The sequence below is a fragment of the Allobosea sp. P2_B12 genome, assembly GCF_056404835.1.
In genome coordinates this window covers 23338-41914 of sequence record NZ_JBFUDG010000001.1, presented here as the reverse complement: position 1 = coordinate 41914, position 18577 = coordinate 23338, and the positions used below count along the sequence as shown (strand labels likewise).

General features: G+C 67.6%; 16 protein-coding genes. 6 read left to right on the top strand and 10 right to left on the bottom strand.

Going from position 1 to position 18577, the window contains the following annotated elements; genetic code table 11:
* Window positions 1–13 precede the first annotated feature (13 nt).
* Window positions 14–1024 (top strand): AraC family transcriptional regulator, encoded by a 1011-nt coding sequence (locus AC1DYU_RS00185; RefSeq protein WP_476789901.1) that lies wholly within the window; start codon window positions 14–16, stop codon window positions 1022–1024.
* 104 nt (window positions 1025–1128) lie between these two features.
* Here AC1DYU_RS00185 and ligA read toward each other — a convergent pair whose 3' ends face one another.
* The gene (gene ligA, locus AC1DYU_RS00180) at window positions 1129–3282 is read right to left on the bottom strand and encodes an NAD-dependent DNA ligase LigA (RefSeq protein WP_476789900.1); all 2154 of its coding nucleotides are present in this window, start codon (window positions 3280–3282) and stop codon (window positions 1129–1131) included.
* Between the two features lie 210 nt (window positions 3283–3492).
* Here ligA and AC1DYU_RS00175 point away from each other — a divergent pair, with 210 nt between their 5' ends.
* Complete coding sequence (locus AC1DYU_RS00175; protein WP_158485929.1) at window positions 3493–4290, top strand: DUF2189 domain-containing protein; 798 nt, start codon at window positions 3493–3495, stop codon at window positions 4288–4290.
* An 88-nt stretch (window positions 4291–4378) separates the two neighbouring features.
* Window positions 4379–4516, top strand: coding sequence for a hypothetical protein (locus AC1DYU_RS00170; protein WP_476789899.1), 138 nt, complete (start codon window positions 4379–4381; stop codon window positions 4514–4516).
* A 57-nt stretch (window positions 4517–4573) separates the two neighbouring features.
* Here AC1DYU_RS00170 and AC1DYU_RS00165 read toward each other — a convergent pair whose 3' ends face one another.
* Entirely contained in the window at window positions 4574–6778 is a 2205-nt protein-coding gene (locus AC1DYU_RS00165; protein ID WP_476789898.1) for a DEAD/DEAH box helicase, read from the bottom strand.
* Window positions 6779–7031: 253 nt separating this feature from the next.
* Here AC1DYU_RS00165 and AC1DYU_RS00160 point away from each other — a divergent pair, with 253 nt between their 5' ends.
* Together AC1DYU_RS00160 and aidB are read left to right on the top strand one after the other, a co-directional pair.
* A complete protein-coding gene (locus tag AC1DYU_RS00160) occupies window positions 7032–7421 on the top strand; it encodes a hypothetical protein (RefSeq protein WP_476789897.1) in 390 nt (129 codons plus the stop codon).
* Window positions 7422–7505: 84 nt separating this feature from the next.
* The gene (aidB, locus tag AC1DYU_RS00155; RefSeq protein WP_476789896.1) at window positions 7506–8330 is read left to right on the top strand and encodes an AidB family quorum-quenching N-acyl homoserine lactonase; all 825 of its coding nucleotides are present in this window, start codon (window positions 7506–7508) and stop codon (window positions 8328–8330) included.
* Between the two features lie 6 nt (window positions 8331–8336).
* On the opposite strand, the gene recN is transcribed toward aidB, so the two are convergent.
* From recN to AC1DYU_RS00120, 7 genes are all read right to left on the bottom strand, one after another.
* On the bottom strand, window positions 8337–10022 hold the full coding sequence (gene recN / locus AC1DYU_RS00150; protein ID WP_158485933.1) for a DNA repair protein RecN: 1686 nt from the start codon (window positions 10020–10022) through the stop codon (window positions 8337–8339).
* Window positions 10023–10081: 59 nt separating this feature from the next.
* Window positions 10082–10999: an outer membrane protein assembly factor BamD gene (locus AC1DYU_RS00145; RefSeq protein WP_158485960.1), complete on the bottom strand. Its 918-nt coding sequence runs from the start codon at window positions 10997–10999 to the stop codon at window positions 10082–10084.
* 197 nt (window positions 11000–11196) lie between these two features.
* Window positions 11197–12144 (bottom strand): UDP-3-O-acyl-N-acetylglucosamine deacetylase, encoded by a 948-nt coding sequence (gene lpxC, locus AC1DYU_RS00140; protein ID WP_476789895.1) that lies wholly within the window; start codon window positions 12142–12144, stop codon window positions 11197–11199.
* A 311-nt stretch (window positions 12145–12455) separates the two neighbouring features.
* The gene (gene ftsZ / locus AC1DYU_RS00135; protein WP_476789894.1) at window positions 12456–14141 is read right to left on the bottom strand and encodes a cell division protein FtsZ; all 1686 of its coding nucleotides are present in this window, start codon (window positions 14139–14141) and stop codon (window positions 12456–12458) included.
* Window positions 14142–14241: 100 nt separating this feature from the next.
* Complete coding sequence (gene ftsA, locus AC1DYU_RS00130; RefSeq protein ID WP_158485961.1) at window positions 14242–15534, bottom strand: cell division protein FtsA; 1293 nt, start codon at window positions 15532–15534, stop codon at window positions 14242–14244.
* Window positions 15535–15566: 32 nt separating this feature from the next.
* Window positions 15567–16490 (bottom strand): cell division protein FtsQ/DivIB, encoded by a 924-nt coding sequence (locus AC1DYU_RS00125; RefSeq protein WP_476789893.1) that lies wholly within the window; start codon window positions 16488–16490, stop codon window positions 15567–15569.
* A gap of 8 nt (window positions 16491–16498) precedes the next feature.
* On the bottom strand, window positions 16499–17413 hold the full coding sequence (locus AC1DYU_RS00120; RefSeq protein WP_158485937.1) for a D-alanine--D-alanine ligase: 915 nt from the start codon (window positions 17411–17413) through the stop codon (window positions 16499–16501).
* A 60-nt stretch (window positions 17414–17473) separates the two neighbouring features.
* On the opposite strand from AC1DYU_RS00120, the gene AC1DYU_RS00115 reads away from it, so the two are divergent.
* Window positions 17474–17611 (top strand): BrnA antitoxin family protein, encoded by a 138-nt coding sequence (locus AC1DYU_RS00115; RefSeq protein ID WP_476789892.1) that lies wholly within the window; start codon window positions 17474–17476, stop codon window positions 17609–17611.
* A 3-nt stretch (window positions 17612–17614) separates the two neighbouring features.
* On the opposite strand, the gene murB is transcribed toward AC1DYU_RS00115, so the two are convergent.
* Entirely contained in the window at window positions 17615–18541 is a 927-nt protein-coding gene (gene murB, locus AC1DYU_RS00110; RefSeq protein WP_476789891.1) for a UDP-N-acetylmuramate dehydrogenase, read from the bottom strand.
* Between the last annotated feature and the right edge of the window lie 36 nt (window positions 18542–18577).

The window sequence follows — 18577 nt, the reverse complement described above, 5'->3', positions numbered from 1 at the left end:
TATATCCGCCACAATGCGTGACCATTCGTCCAAAAATGCTGCAATGCATTCAAACGACCCGCTGACCGTGATGCTGCGGGGCTTGCGGCTGGACGGGGTCGATTACGGCCGCTGCGAGATGTCGGCGCCGTGGAGCATCGCCTTTCCGGCGCAGACGGCGGCGCGGTTCTATTTCGTCTCGCAGCGCAGCTGCTGGCTGCTGACGCCTGCGCAGGAATGGGTGAAGCTCAACGACGGCGATGCGGTGCTGCTGCCGCGGGGTGCGGCCCATGTCCTGGCGAGCTCGCCCGATGCCGAGGCCGTCGCGCCCGGCAGCTGTCAGGTCGAGAAGCTCTGCGGCAACATCTTCGAACTCAAGGGCGGTGGAAGCGGCGAGCGGACGCTGCTCTTCAGCGGCAGCATGGTCTTCAACATCGATGCGTCGCATCCGCTGCTGCGGATGATGCCGGATTTGATGCGCAGTTTTGAGCTGACCACCATAGAGCCCGGCATACCCCATCTGCTCGAGGCGATGGCGCGCGAGGTCGCGATGGACCGCGTCGGCGCCGGCGGCATCCTCGCCCGGCTGGCCGACGTGCTGGCCGCGACGATCATCAGGTCATGGGTCGAGAGCGGCTGCGGCGACGCCACCGGCTGGATCGCGGCGGCGCGCTGCCCCGATATCGGGCGGGTGCTGGCCGCCATCCATGTCGAGCCTGACAAGGATTGGACCGTTGCCGCGCTCGCCCGGATGATGGGCGCGTCCCGCTCCGGCTTCGCCGAGCGCTTCGCCTCGGTCGTCGGCGAGACCCCGGCGCGCTATGTCGCGCAGATCCGGATGCATCAGGCCCGGCAGTGGCTGGTCCAGGACAAGCTCAGGATCGCCGTCGTGGCGCGGCGGCTGGGCTATGAATCGGAGGCCTCCTTCAGCCGGGCCTTCAAGCGTATCACCGGCGCGGCTCCAAGCCAGGTCCGGGCCGGCGATGGGCGCAGCCCTGCCCTGTTCGGCAGCGTCTCGGCGTTGAATTCTCCGCCGGAGGCTTGAGCGCTCCGCAGGCCACTGACACCGCTGAGTGGTCGCAGTCGCCACGTCAGCCGCTGAACCAGCGGAATTCAGCTGAAAAGCCGCTGATCCAGACCGGCGGCGTTTTATGTGGCGACGAGGTCGAACCAGCCGGCCTCGTCGATCACCTCGACGCCGTGCTTGGCCGCATCCTTCAGCTTCGAGCCGGCGCCGGGTCCGGCCACCAGCAGATCGGTTTTCGATGAGACCGATCCGGCAACCTTGGCGCCGAGCCGTTCGGCCATCGCCTTGGCCTCGTCGCGCGTCATCCGCTCGAGCGCGCCTGTGAAGACGACGATCTTGCCGGCGACGGGGCTGGCCGAGGCGACGGCCTCCAGCGGCTGAGGCGTGACCTGCGCCAGCAGCCGGTCGAGCAGCTCTTGATTATGCGGCTCGCCGAAGAACTGCGTCAGCGCCTCGACCACGGTCGGCCCGACGCCGTCTATGGAATCGAGTTCCTGTCGCTCGGGCGAGGCCTCGTCGGCCGCCGCGACGCCGGCGCTGCGAATGGCCTCGAACGAGCCGTAGTGCCGCGCCAGCAGTCGCGCATTGGTCTCCCCGATATGGCGGATGCCGAGCCCGAAGATGAAGCGGTTGAGCGGCGGCGCCCGCCTGTCTTCGATCGCCGCGAACAGCTTCGCCACGCTCTGCGCGCCAAAGCCCTCCTTATCCTTGAGCTTCTTCAGGTTCGCGGCGTCGCGCGCCGCCAGCGTGAAGATGTCGGCCGGCTCCTTCACGGGCAGGTCCGGGTCCGCATGGAAGAACTCGATCTGCTTGTCGCCGAGCCCGTCGATGTCGAGCGCGTCGCGCGAGACGAAATGCTTCAGCCGCTCGACCGCCTGCGCCGGGCAGATCAGCCCGCCGGTGCAGCGGCGCACCGCATCCTCCTTGCCCGAGCGCGGGTTCATCTCCCGTGTCGCATGGCTCTGGCAGGCCGGGCACAGCGTCGGAAAGACATATGGCTTGGCATCGACCGGCCGCTTGCCGAGATCGACCGCCGCGACGCGCGGGATCACGTCTCCGGCGCGCTTCACCGTTACCGTGTCGCCGACGCGGATATCGGGCGGCTCGCCGTCGCGGATGCGCTCGCCCTTCGAATCGAAGCCTCGGATATAGTCCTCGTTGTGCAGCGTCGCATTAGTCACGACGACGCCGCCGACCGTCACCGGCCGCAGGCGGGCGACGGGCGACAAGGCGCCGGTGCGCCCGACCTGGATCTCGATCGCCTCCAGCACGGTCGTCGCCAGCTCGGCCGGGAATTTATGCGCGATCGCCCAGCGCGGCGCACGCGAGACGAAGCCCAGTCTGGCCTGCAGCGCGAGGTCATCGACCTTGTATACCACGCCGTCGATGTCGTAGCCGAGCGAGGCCCGCCGGCTCTCGATCAAACGGTAGCGCTCCAGCAGGGCCTCGACGGTCTCGCAGCGCGCCATCAGCGGATTGGTGCGGAAACCCCAGCGCCCGAAGGCCTCGACCACGCCGGACTGCGTCTGTGCCGGCAGCACCGGCATCTCGCCCCAGGCATAGGCGAAGAAGCGCAGCGGCCGCGAGGCGGTGATCGAGGCGTCGAGCTGGCGCAGCGAGCCCGCCGCCGCATTGCGCGGATTGGCGAATTCGGGAAGTCCCTTTTCGCGCTGGCGCTCGTTGATCCCCGCGAAATCGGCATGGCCGAGATAGACCTCGCCGCGGACTTCGGCGACATCGGGGACATCCGCGCCCGCCAGCGTCTTCGGGATCTCCGCGATGGTGCGGGCATTGACCGTGACGTCCTCGCCCTCCTCACCATCGCCGCGCGTCGCGGCGTGGGCGAGCGCGCCCTTCTCGTAGCGCAACGACAGCGACAGGCCGTCGATCTTGGGCTCGGCGGTGAAGGCGATCGGCTCGTCGTCCTTGCGGCCGAGGAAGCGATGCACGCGCTGCACGAACTCGGCCACGGCCTCGTCGGAAAAGGCATTGTCGAGCGAGAGCATCGGCACGCGATGCCGGATCTTGGCGAACTTGCCCGCAGGCCGGGCGCCGACCTTGCCGCTGACCGACCCCGCCTTCAGCTCCGGGAACGCCTCCTCCAGCGCCACCAGCCGGCGCCGCAGCACGTCATAGGACGCGTCATCCAGCGTCGGCGCGTCGTTCTGATGATAGGCGATGTCGGCCGCCTCGACCTGCGCCGCCAGACGCTTGTGCTCGGCCTTGGCCTGGCGGGGAGTCAGGTCGGCGATGGGATTGGGCTCGGACTCGCTCATGGCCTTTTCATAAGCGACGGCGCGCTGTCGCGGAAGGTCAGGATCAACCTGCCGATCCGGTCGCGCATTCGCTTTCGGACCCGGCGACAAGGTTTGGATTCTGGCGTATGATGACCGTGCTGCAAATTGGAAGCTCGACGCCTTTAGGCCGTTGACCCAAGGATAGCGTCAAGGGCGAAGGCGAACCGGGCCAGAACCGGGAGATACGCCATGGCCAACCTCGACAGCCATTTCGACGAGCACGCGGCAGCGCCGGCGCTGCCGCGCATCCACACCATCACGACGTGGGATCTGCGCGACGCGCTCGCGCGCGGCTGGAACGACTTCAAGGAGCAGCCGAGCCATCTCGCCTTCATCGCGCTGATCTATCCGATCGCCGGCGTGCTGCTGGCGCATCTGACGGTGAGCTACAACATCTTCCCGCTGCTGTTTCCGCTGCTCGGCGGTTTCGCGCTGCTCGGCCCCTTCGCAGCGATCGGCCTCTACGAAATCAGCCGCCGGCGCGAACGCGGGCTCGATTCCGGCTGGGAGCATGCCTTTGCCCTGGCGCGCTCGCCGGCGATCAGCCAGATCCTGCTGCTCGGCGCCATGCTGACCGGGCTGTTCCTCGCCTGGCTGTTCTCGGCCTGGCTGATCTATCGCGGCATGCTCGGCCTGCCGGCCGACGTCTCGACTGCCGACTTCCTGCGCGCCGTCTTCACCACCTGGGACGGCTGGCTCATGGTCGTGGTCGGCAATTCCGTCGGCCTGCTCTTCGCGATCCTGGCCTTCTCGATCTCGGTCGTGGCCTTCCCGCATATCATCGACCGGCGCGTGGATGTCGCCACCGCCGTGCGCACCTCGATCGCCGCCGTCGAGCAGAACCCTCGCGTGATGATGATCTGGGGCTTGATGGTGACGGGGCTGCTGGTGCTGGGCTGCCTGCCGATGCTGGTCGGGCTGATTGTCGTCATGCCGGTGCTGGGCCATGCGACCTGGCATCTCTACCGCAAGGTCGTCGACGGCTGAGCGATCGACGATCCAGACAAGGGAACATTCCCCGCCAAGTCCGGTTCACTCCCCGTCAGGGATTTCCCTGGCGTCACGCCGCTCAAGCGTGACCGGGCTTGATCATTTGCCAGCGGGCCTTCAGGCCCGCCCACATTGCGGGGGCTGTTCCATGAACAACATCATTTACATCATCGGCCTGATCGTCGTCGTCCTGGCCATCCTGTCCTTCCTCGGCCTGCGCTGAGAGAGGCCGAGCAAGAGCACGCCGGAACCAGGCCGAGACGATGAAGCCGCGCTTGTCTCAGCGCGGCTTCTTGCCCTTGAAGGGCGGCTTGCCGGCCGGGCGCGCATCGCCGTCGCGCGAAGCGGGTTTGCCGCCGAAGGGCTTGCCCGCGAAAGGCTTGCCACCACCTGATTTGCCCGCGCCGAAAGGCTTGGCCACATAGGGCTTCTTGTCCCCATAGGGCTTGTCGGCAGAGGGCTTGTCGAATCTGGGCTTGGGACCCGAACGGAATGAGACGTTCGGATCGGACAGCGCATCGCGGTCGCTGCGGACGGGATCATAGGCTTTCGCCGCGCCAAAGGGCTTCGACTTGCCTTCGTAGGCCTTCTTCTTGCCCTCGTACGGTGTCTTCTCGCCGCCTTCGTAAGGCTTCGGCTCGTAGGGCTTCTTCATATAGGGCTTCTTCTCACCGCCCTCGTACGGCTTCTTCTCATAAGGCTTTTTTTCATAAGCCCTGGCCGGGCGATCGTCATCGCGGCGCTCGGGCTTGGCATAGGCTGCCGGCGCGTGGCTCGCCTTCTCGGCAAAGGGCTTGGCCGGGCGGCGCTCATCCTCGCCGGTCACCGGCTCGATCACGATCTTGTCGCGGTCGACTGCCTTGGCGAGCTCGTAGAAGCGCTCGGCGACATCGGCGTCGATCTCGACCTTGGTCTCCTTGTCGAAGATGCGGATCGCGCCGACCTCGTCGCGCGTGATCTTGCCGCGGCGGCAGATCATCGGCAGGAGTTGGCGCGGATCGGCGCCGTCCTTGCGGCCGATGTTCAGGCGGAACCAGACCGTGTCGCCACGCGGACCGGATTTGTGGCGCGGACCATCCGAGCGCGGGCTATCCTCGCGGTTCTCGCCGAAGCGCGCGCCCTCGCGCGGGGCGTAGTCGTCGCGGCTGCGGGTGGGGCGGCTGTCGCGCGCGAAGTTGGGATCACCGACCTCCTCGGCCGCAGGCAGACGCGCGCGGTAGACCCGCACCAGCGCAGCGGCGATCTCGTTGACCGTGCGCCCGGCCAGCAGGGCCTCGACCATCGCCGCATCGACCTCGCCCGGCTCGCCGGTCAGGATCGGGTCGTTCAGCAGCCGGTCCTTGTCGAGCGCGCGAATCTCGTCCTGCGTCGGCGGTCCGGCCCAGACGGCCTCGACCTTGGCCTCGGCCAACAGCATCTCCGCCTTGCGGCGGCGCGACGGCGGCACCAGCAGCACGCTCGTGCCCTTGTTGCCGGCGCGGCCGGTGCGGCCGGAGCGATGCTGCATCACCTCGGGGTCATTGGGCAGCTCGGCATGGATGACCAGCGTCAGCCCCGGCAGGTCGATGCCGCGCGCGGCGACGTCGGTGGCGACGCAGACCTTGGCCCGGCCGTCGCGCAGCGCCTGCAGCGCCGAATTGCGCTCGCTCTGACTGAGCTCGCCCGACAGCGCCACGGCCGAGAAGCCGCGCTCCAGCAGGATCGCTTCCAGATGACGCACCGAATTGCGGGTGTTGCAGAACACCAGCGCAGTCGGCGAATCGTGGAAGCGCAGCAGATTGACGACGGCGAGCTCCGCTTCCTTCGGATAGCACCGGATGGCGCGGTACTCGATATCGGCATGGCCGCCCGGCGTACCCGCGACCTCGATGCGCAGCGCATTGCGCTGGTAATTGGTCGCGAGCTGGATGATCGCCTTGGGCAACGTTGCCGAGAACAGCAGGCTCTGGCGCTCCGCCGGCGTCGTCTTGAGGATGAATTCGAGATCGTCGCGGAAGCCGAGATCGAGCATCTCGTCGGCCTCGTCGAGCACCACGGCGCGCAACGCCGAAACGTCGAGGCGATGCCGCTCGATATGGTCGCGCAGGCGGCCGGGCGTGCCGACAACGATATGGGCGCCCTCGTCGAGCAGGGCCGCCTCGCGACGCGGATCCATGCCGCCGACGCAGGCGATGATGCGGGCATTGGCGTGCTTGTAGAGCCAGGCGAGCTCGCGCTGGACCTGAAGCGCCAGTTCGCGCGTCGGCGCGATGATCAGGGCGAGCGGCTGGCCGGCGCGGCCGAAGGCCTCGGCGTCACCCAGCAGCGTCGAGCCGATGGCCAAGCCATAGGCGACGGTCTTGCCGGAGCCAGTCTGCGATGAGACGAGCAGATCGCGGCCGGCGGCCGTCTCCTCCAGCACAGCGTTCTGCACCGGCGTCGGATCGGAATAATTGCGTTCGGCGAGCGCGCGCGCGAGCGGCGGGCTCGTAGGAAGAAAGGACATGGGGGTCTCGGGCCTGGGGTTTTAAGGCGCTGGAAAAAGATCGGCGCAGGACGTCGCGGGCGATAGCGGACACGGGCGCAAAAAGACGCGCAGCCGGTTCGCAGCCATCGGTTGAATGCGGCTCATAGAGCAGATTGACGCAAAAGGGAATGGAGGCGGCGTTCCGCCACGTCAGGGCGCCTCTGCAACCTTGCGTACCCTTGACGACTCGCAGCCTTCGCGGCATCCCGGCGCCCCTCGGATGGAGAGGCAGATGCGGGCAGCGATCGTTGCGTTGGTGATGGGGACGGGTCTGGCTACTCAGGTCCCGCTGGCGGCTCAGGCGCAGGACGGCGCGCATATGATGACGCTGGCCGAGGTCAGGCAGCGCCGGGCCGAACTGGCCGGATCATTCATCCGCGTCGAGAACGTCACGATTTCCGGCTTCTCGATGTCGCGCGGCGGCACGGCCAGCGATTCCAGCGGCGGCGTCCATCTCGACGATGGCGGCATGCCGATGGATACGATCACCTATCTGGAGCGGCATTGCGCAAAGCCCGGCGCCTCGGCGCCCGCAGGGTGCCGCGGTGCGCTGGAGTTCACGGTCGCGGCAGCGCATGGCGCCTTCACTATCAGCGACGCCCAGTTCATCCCGCAGCGCTGATGGCGCATGGCGGCGCAGCGGCAGGAGGGCATTGCTGCGAACGGTTCCTCGCGATCTTATGGCTCTCGCCTCGAGGACATTCGCATGACCCAGCCTGCGCGCCGCTTCGGCCGATACGACGTCACCATCCTGCATGACGGCGTCTTCGAGGCTCCGATCGAGGTGCTCACCCATGCAGCCGGGGAGGCCGCGCGCCAGGCAGCTCTGACGCAATGGGGCCAGCCGACGTTGCGCATACCGGTCAAATGTTTCCTGCTGCGCGACGCCGATGGCCTGGTCCTCGTCGATGCCGGCACCGGAACCTCCTGGGGCGACGCCTATGGCCATGCCCGCGCCGCCCTTGCCGCCCTCGGCATCGCGCGCGACGAGATCGGGCGCATCCTGATCACCCATCTTCACGGTGATCACGCGCTCGGCCTCTTCGACGGTGACCGACCCTATTTTCCCAAGGCGCGCGTGTTGGTTCCGCAAGCCGATCTGAGCTTCTTCAGCGACGAAGCGAAACGGACCGAGACTCCGGACAACCGACGGGGCGGCTTCGCCATCGCGGCAACGCTGCAGCGTCTCTATGATGGCCGGGTCGAGGCCGTCTCGGGCCTCCAGGAGATCCTGCCGGGTATCGACCGGGTTCCGCTGCCGGGTCATACCCACGGCCAGAGCGGCTACCTGGTCAGGGATGCGGCCCGCAGCCTGCTGCTCTGGGGCGACGCCCTGCATCTCGAGACCTTGCAGGCGAGCGATCCCGACATCGGCCTCGTCTACGATCTCGACGGGGCGACGGCCGTTCGCAGCCGCCGCGACATCCTAAACCGCGCGAGCCGCGAAGGCTGGCTGGTTTCGGGCGGGCATATCGAGGGCTTCAGGACCGTAGGACGCCGGGGCGACGGCTTCATGCTGAGCGCGGCCTGAGACAGATCAGCCGCGTATTCCGGCCGCCTCCAGCAGTCGGCCGGCGGCCGCCCTCGCCTCTTCGGTGATACTCGCCCCCGCCAGCATCCGCGCGATCTCCTCGCGGCGGGCCTGATCCTCCAGCCCGGTCACCCGCGTCACGGTGCGCGAGGCCGCGTCGCCCTCCAGCGCCGATTTCGCGATCAGGAAGTGCTGCGCCGCCTTGGCCGCGACCTGCGGGGCATGGGTCACCGAGATCACCTGGACTTTGCCGGCGAGCCTTGCCAGCCGCTCGCCGATGGCGTCCGCCACCGCGCCGCCGACGCCCGTGTCGATCTCGTCGAAGACCAGCGTCGGCGCCGAGCCGCGCTCAGCCAGCACGACTTTCAGCGCCAGCATGAAGCGCGAGAGCTCGCCGCCGGAGGCGACCTTCATCATCGGGCCGGGCCGCGTGCCCGGATTGGTCTCGACCCAGAACTCGACACGGTCGAAGCCCTCGGGGCCGCGCGCCGTGCCGTCGCTGTCGATCTTGGTGATGAAGCGCGCCCGCTCCAGCTTCAGCGGTGGCAGCTCAGCCTTGACCGCGCCGTCGAGCTTCGTTGCTGCCTGATGGCGTGCAACCGAGAGCTTGGTCGCCAGCGACACGAAGGCGGTCTCAGCCTGCTTCAGCTCGTCTTCCAACCGGCCGAGCGAGGTCTCGCTCTCGTCGAGCGCCGCGAGATCGCCCGCCATGCTCTGCGCCAGCAAATCGAGCCCGTCGACCGGCACGTCGTATTTCCGCGCCGCCCCGCGCAGGGCAAACAGCCGCTCCTCGACGCGCTCCTGCTCGCGCGGATCATACTCGGCGGCACGCATCCCGGCCGACAGCGTCTCACCCGCCTCCTCCAGCGCGACGATCGCGGTGTTGAGGGCAGCGAGCGAGGGATCGATCAGTTCCGGCGCCTGCCCGGCTCGGCGTTCGAGCCGGCGCAGCACGGCAGACAGCGCCGCAATCGGCGAGCCCTGCCCGCCGACGGCCTCATAGGCGTCGATCAGGTCGCGGGCGACCTTCTCCGCCTGCATCATGCCCTGGCGCGCGGAGGCCAGGGCCTCCTCCTCGCCGGGCTTGGGCGCGAGCTTGCCGAGTTCGACCACGGCATGGCGCAGGAAATCGGCCTCCTTGCGCGCGGCCTCGACACGCATCCGCTGCGCCTGCAGGACCTGCCGCGATCGCTTCAGCGTCTCGCTCGCGGCCGCGACCGCCTCGGCCTGGGCTTCGAGCCCACCGAATCCGTCGAGGATCATGCGGTGCTGGGCCGGGTCAGTCAGCGCCCTGTCGTCATGCTGGCCATGGATCTCGACGATCGCCGCCCCGATCATCCTGAGTATCTGGACGCTGACGGGCTGGTCGTTGACGAAGGCGCGCGTGCGCCCGTCGGCATACTGCACCCGGCGCAGAATCAGATCGCCGTCAGTGTCGATCTCCTGCGCCTGGGCAAGTTTGCGCGCGGCATGGTCGCGGGAGAGGTCGAAGACGGCGCTGACCTGGCCTTGCGCCTCGCCATGACGCACCAGCCCGCCATCGCCGCGACCGCCGAGCGCCAGCGCAAAACCGTCGAGCAGGATCGATTTGCCGGCCCCCGTCTCGCCGGTGAGCACGCTCAGCCCGTCGCGAAACGTCAGGTCGAGACGGTCGATCAGGACGATGTCGCGTATCGACAGTTGGACCAGCATGGCACTCAGCGCAGACTCAGGAAGCGGGGCATGCGCGAGCGACCCTCATCAAGGGCGGCCTAGATCCGGCCGCCGAACCCGACAATTCCCGTGACCGCGCGCGAGAAGCCCTGGAAGGCGCGGCTGATATAGGAGCCACGATCCTCGCGCGGCTCGAGACCACCGCTCTGCAGCAGGACATAGGCGTCCTTGTACCACGGGCTGTCGGGGAAGTTGTGCCCGAGCACGGCCGCTGCCGTCTGCGCCTCGCCGGTGATGCCCAGCGCCATATAGGCTTCGGTCAGGCGCATCAGCGCCTCCTCGACATGGCGCGTGGTCTGATACTTGATGATGACGTCGCGGAAGCGGTTCACCGCGCCGGTATAGTTGCGCTTCTCGAGATAGAAGCGCCCGACATTCATCTCCTTGCCGGCGAGCTGGTCGCGCGCCACCAAGAGCTTCTCCTTGGCGTCAAGCACATATTCCGACTTCGGATATTTCTGAATCAGCTGTTCGAAGGCGGCGATGGCGAGCTGGGTGCGCTCCTGGTCGCGGGTCGCGTCGGGGATCTGGTTGAAATACGACATCGCCATCAGATACTGCGCGTAGGCCGCATCGGGGCTTGCCGGATTCTGCGCGATGAAGCGCTTGGAGGCGGTGATCGTCTCCTCCCACTTCGACGCCTGATAGTTCGTGTAGGCCGCGAGGATCAGGCCGCGCTTGGCGTAGGGCGAGAACGGCGCGCTCTTGTCGATCTCGTCGAACTTCTTCGACGCGCCTTCGCTGTCGCCGTTCTGGAGGCGCGCAAGGCCTTCATTGTAGAGCTTGTCGGCCGGAATCTCTTCCTTGACCTCGGGCTTGTAGACCTCAGGCCGGTCGAAGGGGTTCAGCGCCGAGACGGTGTCGCAGCCGCCAAGCAACAAGGCAGCGCCGAGGGCCAGGGCCGTGCCCTTCCAGATCGATTCGGTGCGCTTGGATGTCGGGATGTTCAGCCGCATGACGCTCACGTCGTCCGTCCTCTTGTCATTGTCCCCGCTTCGTGGGGATGCATGCCTTACCTCAGACGCCTCGGGCGCGCCACTGCCGAAAGCGCAAGCCCACGGCGGCAGCGTCGTCTATTCGACAAAAACCCGGCAATAGGAAGGCGCGCGCGGCAGGATGATGTGCGCGGCGGGGCGGCGAGCGAAACCCGCGCTCAGTGCACGTCCGGCGCGAAGGCGGCCGGCGCGGCCGCAGCCATCTGCACGGCGCGCGGCGCGGCATAGACCGGCTGCGCCTCGACGATCGCGTAATTGGCGCGGTCGGCGAAGAGGGCCTCCAGGATTCGCACGTTCAGGCGATGCCCGCCGCAATAGGAGCGGAACTCGCCCTGGATCGGATAACCGGCCAGCGCGAGATCGCCGATCGCATCGAGAACCTTGTGGCGCACGAACTCGTCGCCATAGCGCAGGCCCTCGGGGTTGATCACCTTGTCGTCGCCGATGGCCACCGTGTTGTCGAGCGAGGCGCCGAGCGCGAAGCCGGCCTTCCAGAGCTGCTCGACATCGCGCATGAAGCCGAAGGTGCGGGCGCGCGAAATCTCGCTCGCATAGGCCGAAGGCTCCAGATCGAAGACCTTGCGCTGGCGGCCGATCACCGTCGTGTCGAAATCGATCTCGACATCGAGGCGGAAGCCGGCCTCGGCCGGAACCAGCTCGGCGAAGGCGCGGCCGTTCTCGACGCGCACCGGCTGCAGAATCTTGAGATAGCGCCGTGTGGCGGACAGGGCGACGATGCCCGTTGCCTCGATCGCGGTAACGAACTCGGCGGCGCTGCCGTCCATGATCGGCATCTCGGGTCCGTCGATCTCGACGAGTGCATTGTCGAGGCCGAGACCGGCGCAGGCCGACATCAGATGCTCGATGGTGGCGACGGAGGCCGAGGCCTTATCGCCGATCACGGTGCAGAGCTCGGTCGCGCTGACCTTGGTATGCTTGGCGTGAATCAGTTGGGCCGGGCCGTCTTCGAGCCCCTTGCGGAGGAAGACGATGCCGGAGTTGGCGCTGGAAGGCTTCAGGCAGATCGTCGCGGGAGCCCCGGAGTGAACGCCGATCCCAGTCAGGGTCAGGGCAGCGCGCAGGGTCGTCTGACGATCGAAGCTCATTCCGGTATCCAATCCTGATCGCGAACGGCGCCGTTTCATGTGCTCAAACACCAGAGCGGCTGGGCGTCGGCGATAAATCTGAAGCGTGGAACTAGGCCTGACCCGGCTCCGGTATCCCGTGGTGCAACTGCAACATAAGCTTTTGAAGCACACTCACAAAATCACGCTTTCTTTCGCTCTGTTACAGCCGCGCAGGCCCCTGAGAATGCCAGCCAAATAATTGGTATTGCTAGGCTTCTCGACACAGAAAAACCCCGACGCGCCACCGCGCGCCGGGGAATGTTACGAGGGCCGTGAGGGGGCTTTCCGCCTCAGGTTGCCTGCCGGCGCAGGAATGCCGGGATCTCGAGATGATCCTCCTCGCTCGCCCGATTCGGAGCGGCACGACCAAGCTGGTCGAGCTGACCCTGCGGCGGGCGGGCAGCCGGCGGAGCCGCCGGGCGGCGCATATATTCGGCATGGGCCGCGCTCGGAGCCTGGGGCATCGCAGGTGCAGGCGGAGCCTGACGCAAGGGCATCGGCTGCGGCTCCTGCATCTCCTCGTCCTTGCGGCCGAAGCCGACGGAGGCGAGGCGCTGCATCAGCGACATGCGCTTCTGGTCGGCGGCATTCGGCGCGGCAGGCGCACCCGGGGCGACCCGGCTGGCGGCGATCTGGTTCTGCGCCGGCATCGGCAGGTCCTCGATCCGCGGCATGCGCGTCGGGCGCACCACGGAACGCTCCGGCATCGGCGGGATGAAGTTGTCCTCCAGCATCGGCGCGGGCTCGGGCTGCATCATCGGCGCGGGCGCGGCGGTCATCACCGGGCGCGGCTGGGCCGGCTCGATGCGGATGTCCTCGGACAGGCTGGCGCGGCCCTGGGTGTCGATCGAGATCGGCATCCGCGCCACCATCGGTTCCTCGACCGGGGCCGGAGCAGGCGCCGCCTGGCGGGCTGGCGAAGCGGTGCGCAGGCGAGCCTCGGCCTTGAGGCGCTCGGCGACCTGGGCGATGCGTGCCTCGGTATCGTCCATCTCGGCCTGCGTGGTCTGCGGCTTGTCGATGCCGGTGGCCACGACCGAGACGCGCACGATGCCTTCCAGCCCTTCGTCGAAGGTCGCGCCGACGATGATGTTGGCCTCGGAATCGACCTCCTCGCGGATGCGGGTCGCGGCTTCGTCGACCTCGTAGAGCTTCATGTCGCGACCGCCGGTGATCGAGATCAGCAGGCCCCGGGCGCCCTTCATCGAGACGTCGTCGAGCAGCGGGTTGTTGATCGCGGCCTGGGCGGCGGTCAGCGCGCGCTTCTCGCCCTGCGCCTCGCCGGTGCCCATCATCGCCTTGCCCATGCCACGCATCACGGCGCGCACGTCGGCGAAGTCGAGGTTGATCAGGCCGGGACGGACCATCAGGTCGGTGATGCAGGCGACGCCTGAATAGAGCACCTGGTCGGCCATGCCGAAGGCGTCGGCGAAGCCGGTCGTCTCATTGGCGACGCGGAAGAGGTTCTGGTTGGGGATGACGATCAGCGTATCGACCGCCTCGTTCAGCTCGCTGATGCCGGCTTCCGCCATGCGCATGCGGCGATGGCCCTCGAACTGGAACGGCTTGGTGACGACGCCGACGGTCAGGATGCCCATGTCGCGGGCGACGCGGGCGATCGCAGGCGCTGCGCCGGTGCCGGTGCCGCCGCCCATGCCGGCGGTGATGAAGACCATGTGGGCGCCCGCCAGATGGTCACGGATCTCGTCGATGACCTCCTCGGCCGCCGCGCGGCCGACTTCCGGCTGCGAGCCGGCGCCGAGACCCTCGGTGACCTGCAGGCCCATCTGGACGATGCGCGAGGCGCGGGAGAGCGCCAGCGCCTGGGCGTCCGTGTTGGCGACCACGAAATCGACGCCGTCAAGACCGGCCTCGATCATGTTGTTGACCGCGTTGCCGCCGGCGCCACCGACGCCGAACACCGTGATCCGGGGCTTCAGTTCCCGGATGTCCGGGGCTTGCAGATTCATCGCCATGGTTGCCTCTTTTGATCCTCTTGTCCGGCGCCTGGCGGGAGCCGTCCCGATTGCTACGTTTGACGCCGTGGCCCGCCGCGAAGCGACGGACCGCTACTCACTAGAAACTTTCCTTCAGCCACCGGCCGACACGGGAGAAATACCCGTCCGTGCCCGTGGCGAAATACGCTGCCCCCGCGCGGGGCTCGAAATGCTCGACATGCGCCACCTGCGGATAGACCAGCAGGCCGACCGCCGCCGCGAAGGCAGGTCCCTTGCCCGCCTCGGGCAAACCCTTGATCCCGAGCGGCCGGCCGGTGCGGACCTGGCCGCCGAGGATGCGCCGCGCCACTTCCGGCAGGCCGGTGAGCTGGCAGGCGCCACCCGTCAGCACGACCCGGCGCCCGGCCTGGGCCGAGAAGCCCGCCTGGGTCAGCCGGTCGCGCACCAGTTCGAGGATTTCCTCGACACGCGGCTTGATGATCCGCACCAGATGCGACTTGGCAAGGTGGTTGGGCGTGTCGCGCTCGTCGTCATCGACCTGCGGCACCGAGATCATGTCGCGCTCGTCGGAGGCCGAAGAAATGCAGGAGCCATGCAGCGTCTTCAGCCGCTCGGCCGCCGAGACCCGGGTCGAGAGACCGCGCGCCACGTCCATGGTGATGTGGTTGCCGCCGACCGCGATGGCGTCGGCATGCATCAGATGCCCGCCCGAGAACACGCCGAGCGAGGTGGTGCCGCCGCCCATGTCGACGACAACGACGCCCATCTCGGCCTCGTCGTCGACCAGCACGGAGAGGCCCGAGGCATAGGGCGTCGCCACCACCGCCTCGACCTCGAGATGGCAGCGCTCGACCGCCAGCATGACATTGCGCGCGGCAGAGGCTTCGCTGGCGACGACATGCATGTCGACCGAGAGCTTGCCGCCGATCAGCCCGCGCGGATCGAGCACACCAGGCACGCCATCGAGCGCATAGCCCGTCGGCAGGGCGTGGAGCACGGCCTTGCCGGGCCGGATCGCATGGGTCGCGGCATGAGCCAGCACGCGCTTGACGTCGTTTCCGCCAACGGAGCCAGCCCGCAGATCGACGCTCGCCGCATAATGCTGCGAGGCGATGCGCCCACCAGTCAGGTTGACGATGACCGACTGCACCTCGACCTTCGCCATCCGCTCGGCAGCATCGACGGCCGCCCGAATCGCGCGCTCGGCGCTTTCGAGATCGATGATCGCGCCGCCCTTGAGGCCGAGGGAGCGCTGATGGCCGATGCCGATGATGCGCGCGACATGGGTGCGGCCGCGCAGCCGCTCATTGGCCTCGGCCGGGTTCAGTTCGGCGATCAGGCAGACGACCTTGCTGGTGCCGATGTCCAGAATCGACAAGGTCGCGCTCTTGCGCGACGAGAGCGGCCGCATCCGCGGCGTCAGGCCCTGGGAGGTGACGTGGTTCACGCCTCGCCCCCCTTCTTCTTGGTCTTGCTCTTGAGCTGATCGGCGCGGGCGGCAGCGCCCTCTTCCGTCAGTCGCATCACGACACGGTCGGTCTGGCGCAGATCGATGGCCAGCAGGTCCTTGTCCATGATGCGATAATCGGCCTGGAGCGAGGCGAGCCGCTTCACGGCCGCAGCCGGAGCGGTTTCGGGCAGGCGCACATCCATGCCGTTGTCGAGCTTGAGCGTCCAGCGCCGGCCCGAGACCAGCGTCGCGGCGCGGATATGGGACGCCATCGCACCGGCTTCGCCGCGCAACGCGATATATTCGCCCGCCCGATGATTGGCATCGGGGCCGACGACCAGGGGCAGGTGGGCGAAACGTCCGTCATCCATCTTGTCGATCACGGTCCCGTCCGCTGCGATGACGAAAAGCTCGCCCTTGACCTGCCAGAGCGCGAAGGGCGCACGTTCCACGAGCGTGATCGAAACCTCGCCCGGATAGAGCTTGCGCACGGCCGCCTCGCGGATCAGCGGAGCGGCCTCCAGACGCTTGCGAGCCTGGTCGGCATCGAAAAACACCAGCGAGGTCTTCGAATCGATCCCCGCCGCAACCAGCACCTCGACCTCCGAAAGCTCGGCGATGCCCGAAATGGTCACCCGATCGATCCCAAAGCCGACGAGGCGGGCCAGCATGTGATGCGGCTCGCCGTAATTTTCCCGCAGCGTCTCCAGATGGCCGCCGAGCACCGTGCCGCAGCCGAGGCTGAGGCCGAGGAATCCCAAGGCCAGCCAGGTGCCCAGCCGCTGCGGCAGCCGCCGTGCCAGCGGCACCGCGATCGCGCTGCGGCGCGAGCGGCGCAGCCAGCGTCCGGTCCGCTCGCCAACGAGCAGTTGCGGCCCGGAAGCCGGGACCGGCAGACGCGAGGCGGAAACCGCCACCGCTGTCTTCACCGATCGAGGGAGGCGTCCTCCACCATCCATGTGACGAGCTCACCGAAGTTCAGGCCCGCGTGGGCAGCCAATTCGGGCACCAGGCTAGTTTCGGTCATGCCGGGCTGCGTGTTGACCTCCAGCCAGACGAGAGTGTCGGTCTCGTCGTCGTATCGGAAGTCTGACCTGCTGACGCCCCGGCACCCGATTGCTTGATGCGCCGTTAACGCACACTCTTCGATCTGCTGGTAAATTTTTGGTAAAATTTGAGCCGGGCAGATGTGGATCGAACCACCTTTCGTGTATTTCGCATCGTAGTCGTAGAACTCCCCCGTGGCGGCCCGGATCTCCGTCACGCCGAGCGATTTGCCGTCCATCACGGCGCAGGTCAGTTCCCGCCCGGAAATAAAGCTTTCCGCCAGCATGGTCTCGCCGCAGGGCCAGTCCGGACGCGCGATTTCCTGAGGCGGATGCTCGCGCCCCTTCTTCACGATCACAACGCCGACCGACGAGCCCTCGTCCACCGGCTTGAGCACATAGGGCGGCGCCAGCGCATGGCGCTTGGCCGCCTCGAATCGCGAGACCAGGACGCCATGCGCAACGGGAACGCCGGCCGCCGCCGCGACGATCTTCGCCTTGTCCTTGCGGATCGCCAGCGCCGAGGCCAGCACGCCGGAATGGGTGTAGGGGATACGGAGAATCTCGAGCACGCCCTGGATCGTGCCATCCTCGCCGAAGCGGCCATGCAGCCCGTTGAAGGCGACATCCGGCTTCAGCTTCGCCAGGACCGCCGCCACGTCGCGTCCAACGTCGACGCGCGTGACGCGATAGCCGACGCTTTCCAGCGCCGCCGCGCAAGCCGTGCCGCTGCTGAGGCTGACCTCCCGCTCGACGGACCAGCCGCCCATCAGAACTGCGACATGTTTGGTCATCGAGATTGCCGCTCCATTCATGGGGCAAACTCGGCCGGGTATGGTTAACGGGACGTTAAGATGTCGGGACCGAGCGGTGGCCGAACGCTGCTCCGGCTCGACATCGACCTTGTGCGGAAGCTGTGCGCCTTGGGGCCGGGCTGGCAGTCGCGCGTCAACGAGGCACTGCGGGAATGGATCGACAAATCGGTGGCGTGAGCCTCAGGCCGCCACGCCGATCCGCTTGATCTCCCAGTGTAGGTCGAAGCCGGAGTGGTCCTTGACCCGCCGGCGGACCTCCTCGCCGAGCCCTTCAACATCGGCGGCCGTCGCGCCACCGGTGTTGATCAGGAAGTTGCAGTGCATTTCGGAGACCTGCGCCCCGCCGACGCGCAGGCCCCGGCAGCCGGCCGCATCGATCAATTGCCAGGCCTTGCCGCCCTCAGGGTTCTTGAAGGTCGAGCCGCCGGTGCGCTCCTTGATCGGCTGCGCCGCCTCGCGGGCTGCCGTGACCCGGTCCATCTCGGCCTGGATCTCGGCCTTGTCGCCAGGCCGACCCTGGAACAGGGCCGAGGTGAAGATGATCTCCTGCGTCGAAGCCGCGCTGCTGCGATAGCTGAAGCCCATCTGCGCATGGGAGAGCGTCACGATCTCGCCGCCCCGCGTCACGCCGCGCGCCTCGATCAGGACATCCGTCGTTTCGCCGCCATGGGCGCCGGCATTCATCCGCAGCGCGCCGCCGATACAGCCGGGAATGCCGCGATAGAAGGCAAGCCCATCGAGCGACGCATCGGCTGCCGCGCGCGCCACCTTCACATCCGGCACTGCCGTGCCGGAACGCAGGCGATCGCCCTCCTCGATCGTGATCTCGCCGAAAGCCCTGCCGCCGAGTCGGATCGCCAGACCGGGAATGCCACCGTCGCGCACAATCAGGTTCGAGCCGAGCCCGACCACGGTCAGCGGAATGTCCGCCGGCAGATGGGCCAGCAGATAGGCGAGATCGGCTTCGTCGGCCGGCGTGAACAGGGTCTGCGCCGGCCCGCCGACCCGGAACCAGGTCAGCGGCGCCATCTCGGCATTGGCGAGCAGCCGCCCGCGCAGCTCGGGCGCAGCACTGCGAAGGTCGGGGGAGATGTCGGGGAAGGTCATGGCGCTCGCTTTAGCCGATCTCGCCCGAAGGGAGAA

What these genes read in the sequence shown, in the direction of transcription:
- AC1DYU_RS00185 (WP_476789901.1), top strand. Translation starts at nt 14, where the DNA reads ATGCGTGACCATTCGTCCAAAAATGCTGCAATGCATTCAAACGACCCG.
- ligA (WP_476789900.1), bottom strand. Translation starts at nt 3,282, where the DNA reads ATGAGCGAGTCCGAGCCCAATCCCATCGCCGACCTGACTCCCCGCCAG.
- AC1DYU_RS00175 (WP_158485929.1), top strand. Translation starts at nt 3,493, where the DNA reads ATGGCCAACCTCGACAGCCATTTCGACGAGCACGCGGCAGCGCCGGCG.
- AC1DYU_RS00165 (WP_476789898.1), bottom strand. Translation starts at nt 6,778, where the DNA reads ATGTCCTTTCTTCCTACGAGCCCGCCGCTCGCGCGCGCGCTCGCCGAA.
- AC1DYU_RS00160 (WP_476789897.1), top strand. Translation starts at nt 7,032, where the DNA reads ATGCGGGCAGCGATCGTTGCGTTGGTGATGGGGACGGGTCTGGCTACT.
- aidB (WP_476789896.1), top strand. Translation starts at nt 7,506, where the DNA reads ATGACCCAGCCTGCGCGCCGCTTCGGCCGATACGACGTCACCATCCTG.
- recN (WP_158485933.1), bottom strand. Translation starts at nt 10,022, where the DNA reads ATGCTGGTCCAACTGTCGATACGCGACATCGTCCTGATCGACCGTCTC.
- AC1DYU_RS00145 (WP_158485960.1), bottom strand. Translation starts at nt 10,999, where the DNA reads ATGCGGCTGAACATCCCGACATCCAAGCGCACCGAATCGATCTGGAAG.
- lpxC (WP_476789895.1), bottom strand. Translation starts at nt 12,144, where the DNA reads ATGAGCTTCGATCGTCAGACGACCCTGCGCGCTGCCCTGACCCTGACT.
- ftsZ (WP_476789894.1), bottom strand. Translation starts at nt 14,141, where the DNA reads ATGGCGATGAATCTGCAAGCCCCGGACATCCGGGAACTGAAGCCCCGG.
- ftsA (WP_158485961.1), bottom strand. Translation starts at nt 15,534, where the DNA reads ATGCGGCCGCTCTCGTCGCGCAAGAGCGCGACCTTGTCGATTCTGGAC.
- AC1DYU_RS00120 (WP_158485937.1), bottom strand. Translation starts at nt 17,413, where the DNA reads ATGACCAAACATGTCGCAGTTCTGATGGGCGGCTGGTCCGTCGAGCGG.
- AC1DYU_RS00115 (WP_476789892.1), top strand. Translation starts at nt 17,474, where the DNA reads ATGTCGGGACCGAGCGGTGGCCGAACGCTGCTCCGGCTCGACATCGAC.
- murB (WP_476789891.1), bottom strand. Translation starts at nt 18,541, where the DNA reads ATGACCTTCCCCGACATCTCCCCCGACCTTCGCAGTGCTGCGCCCGAG.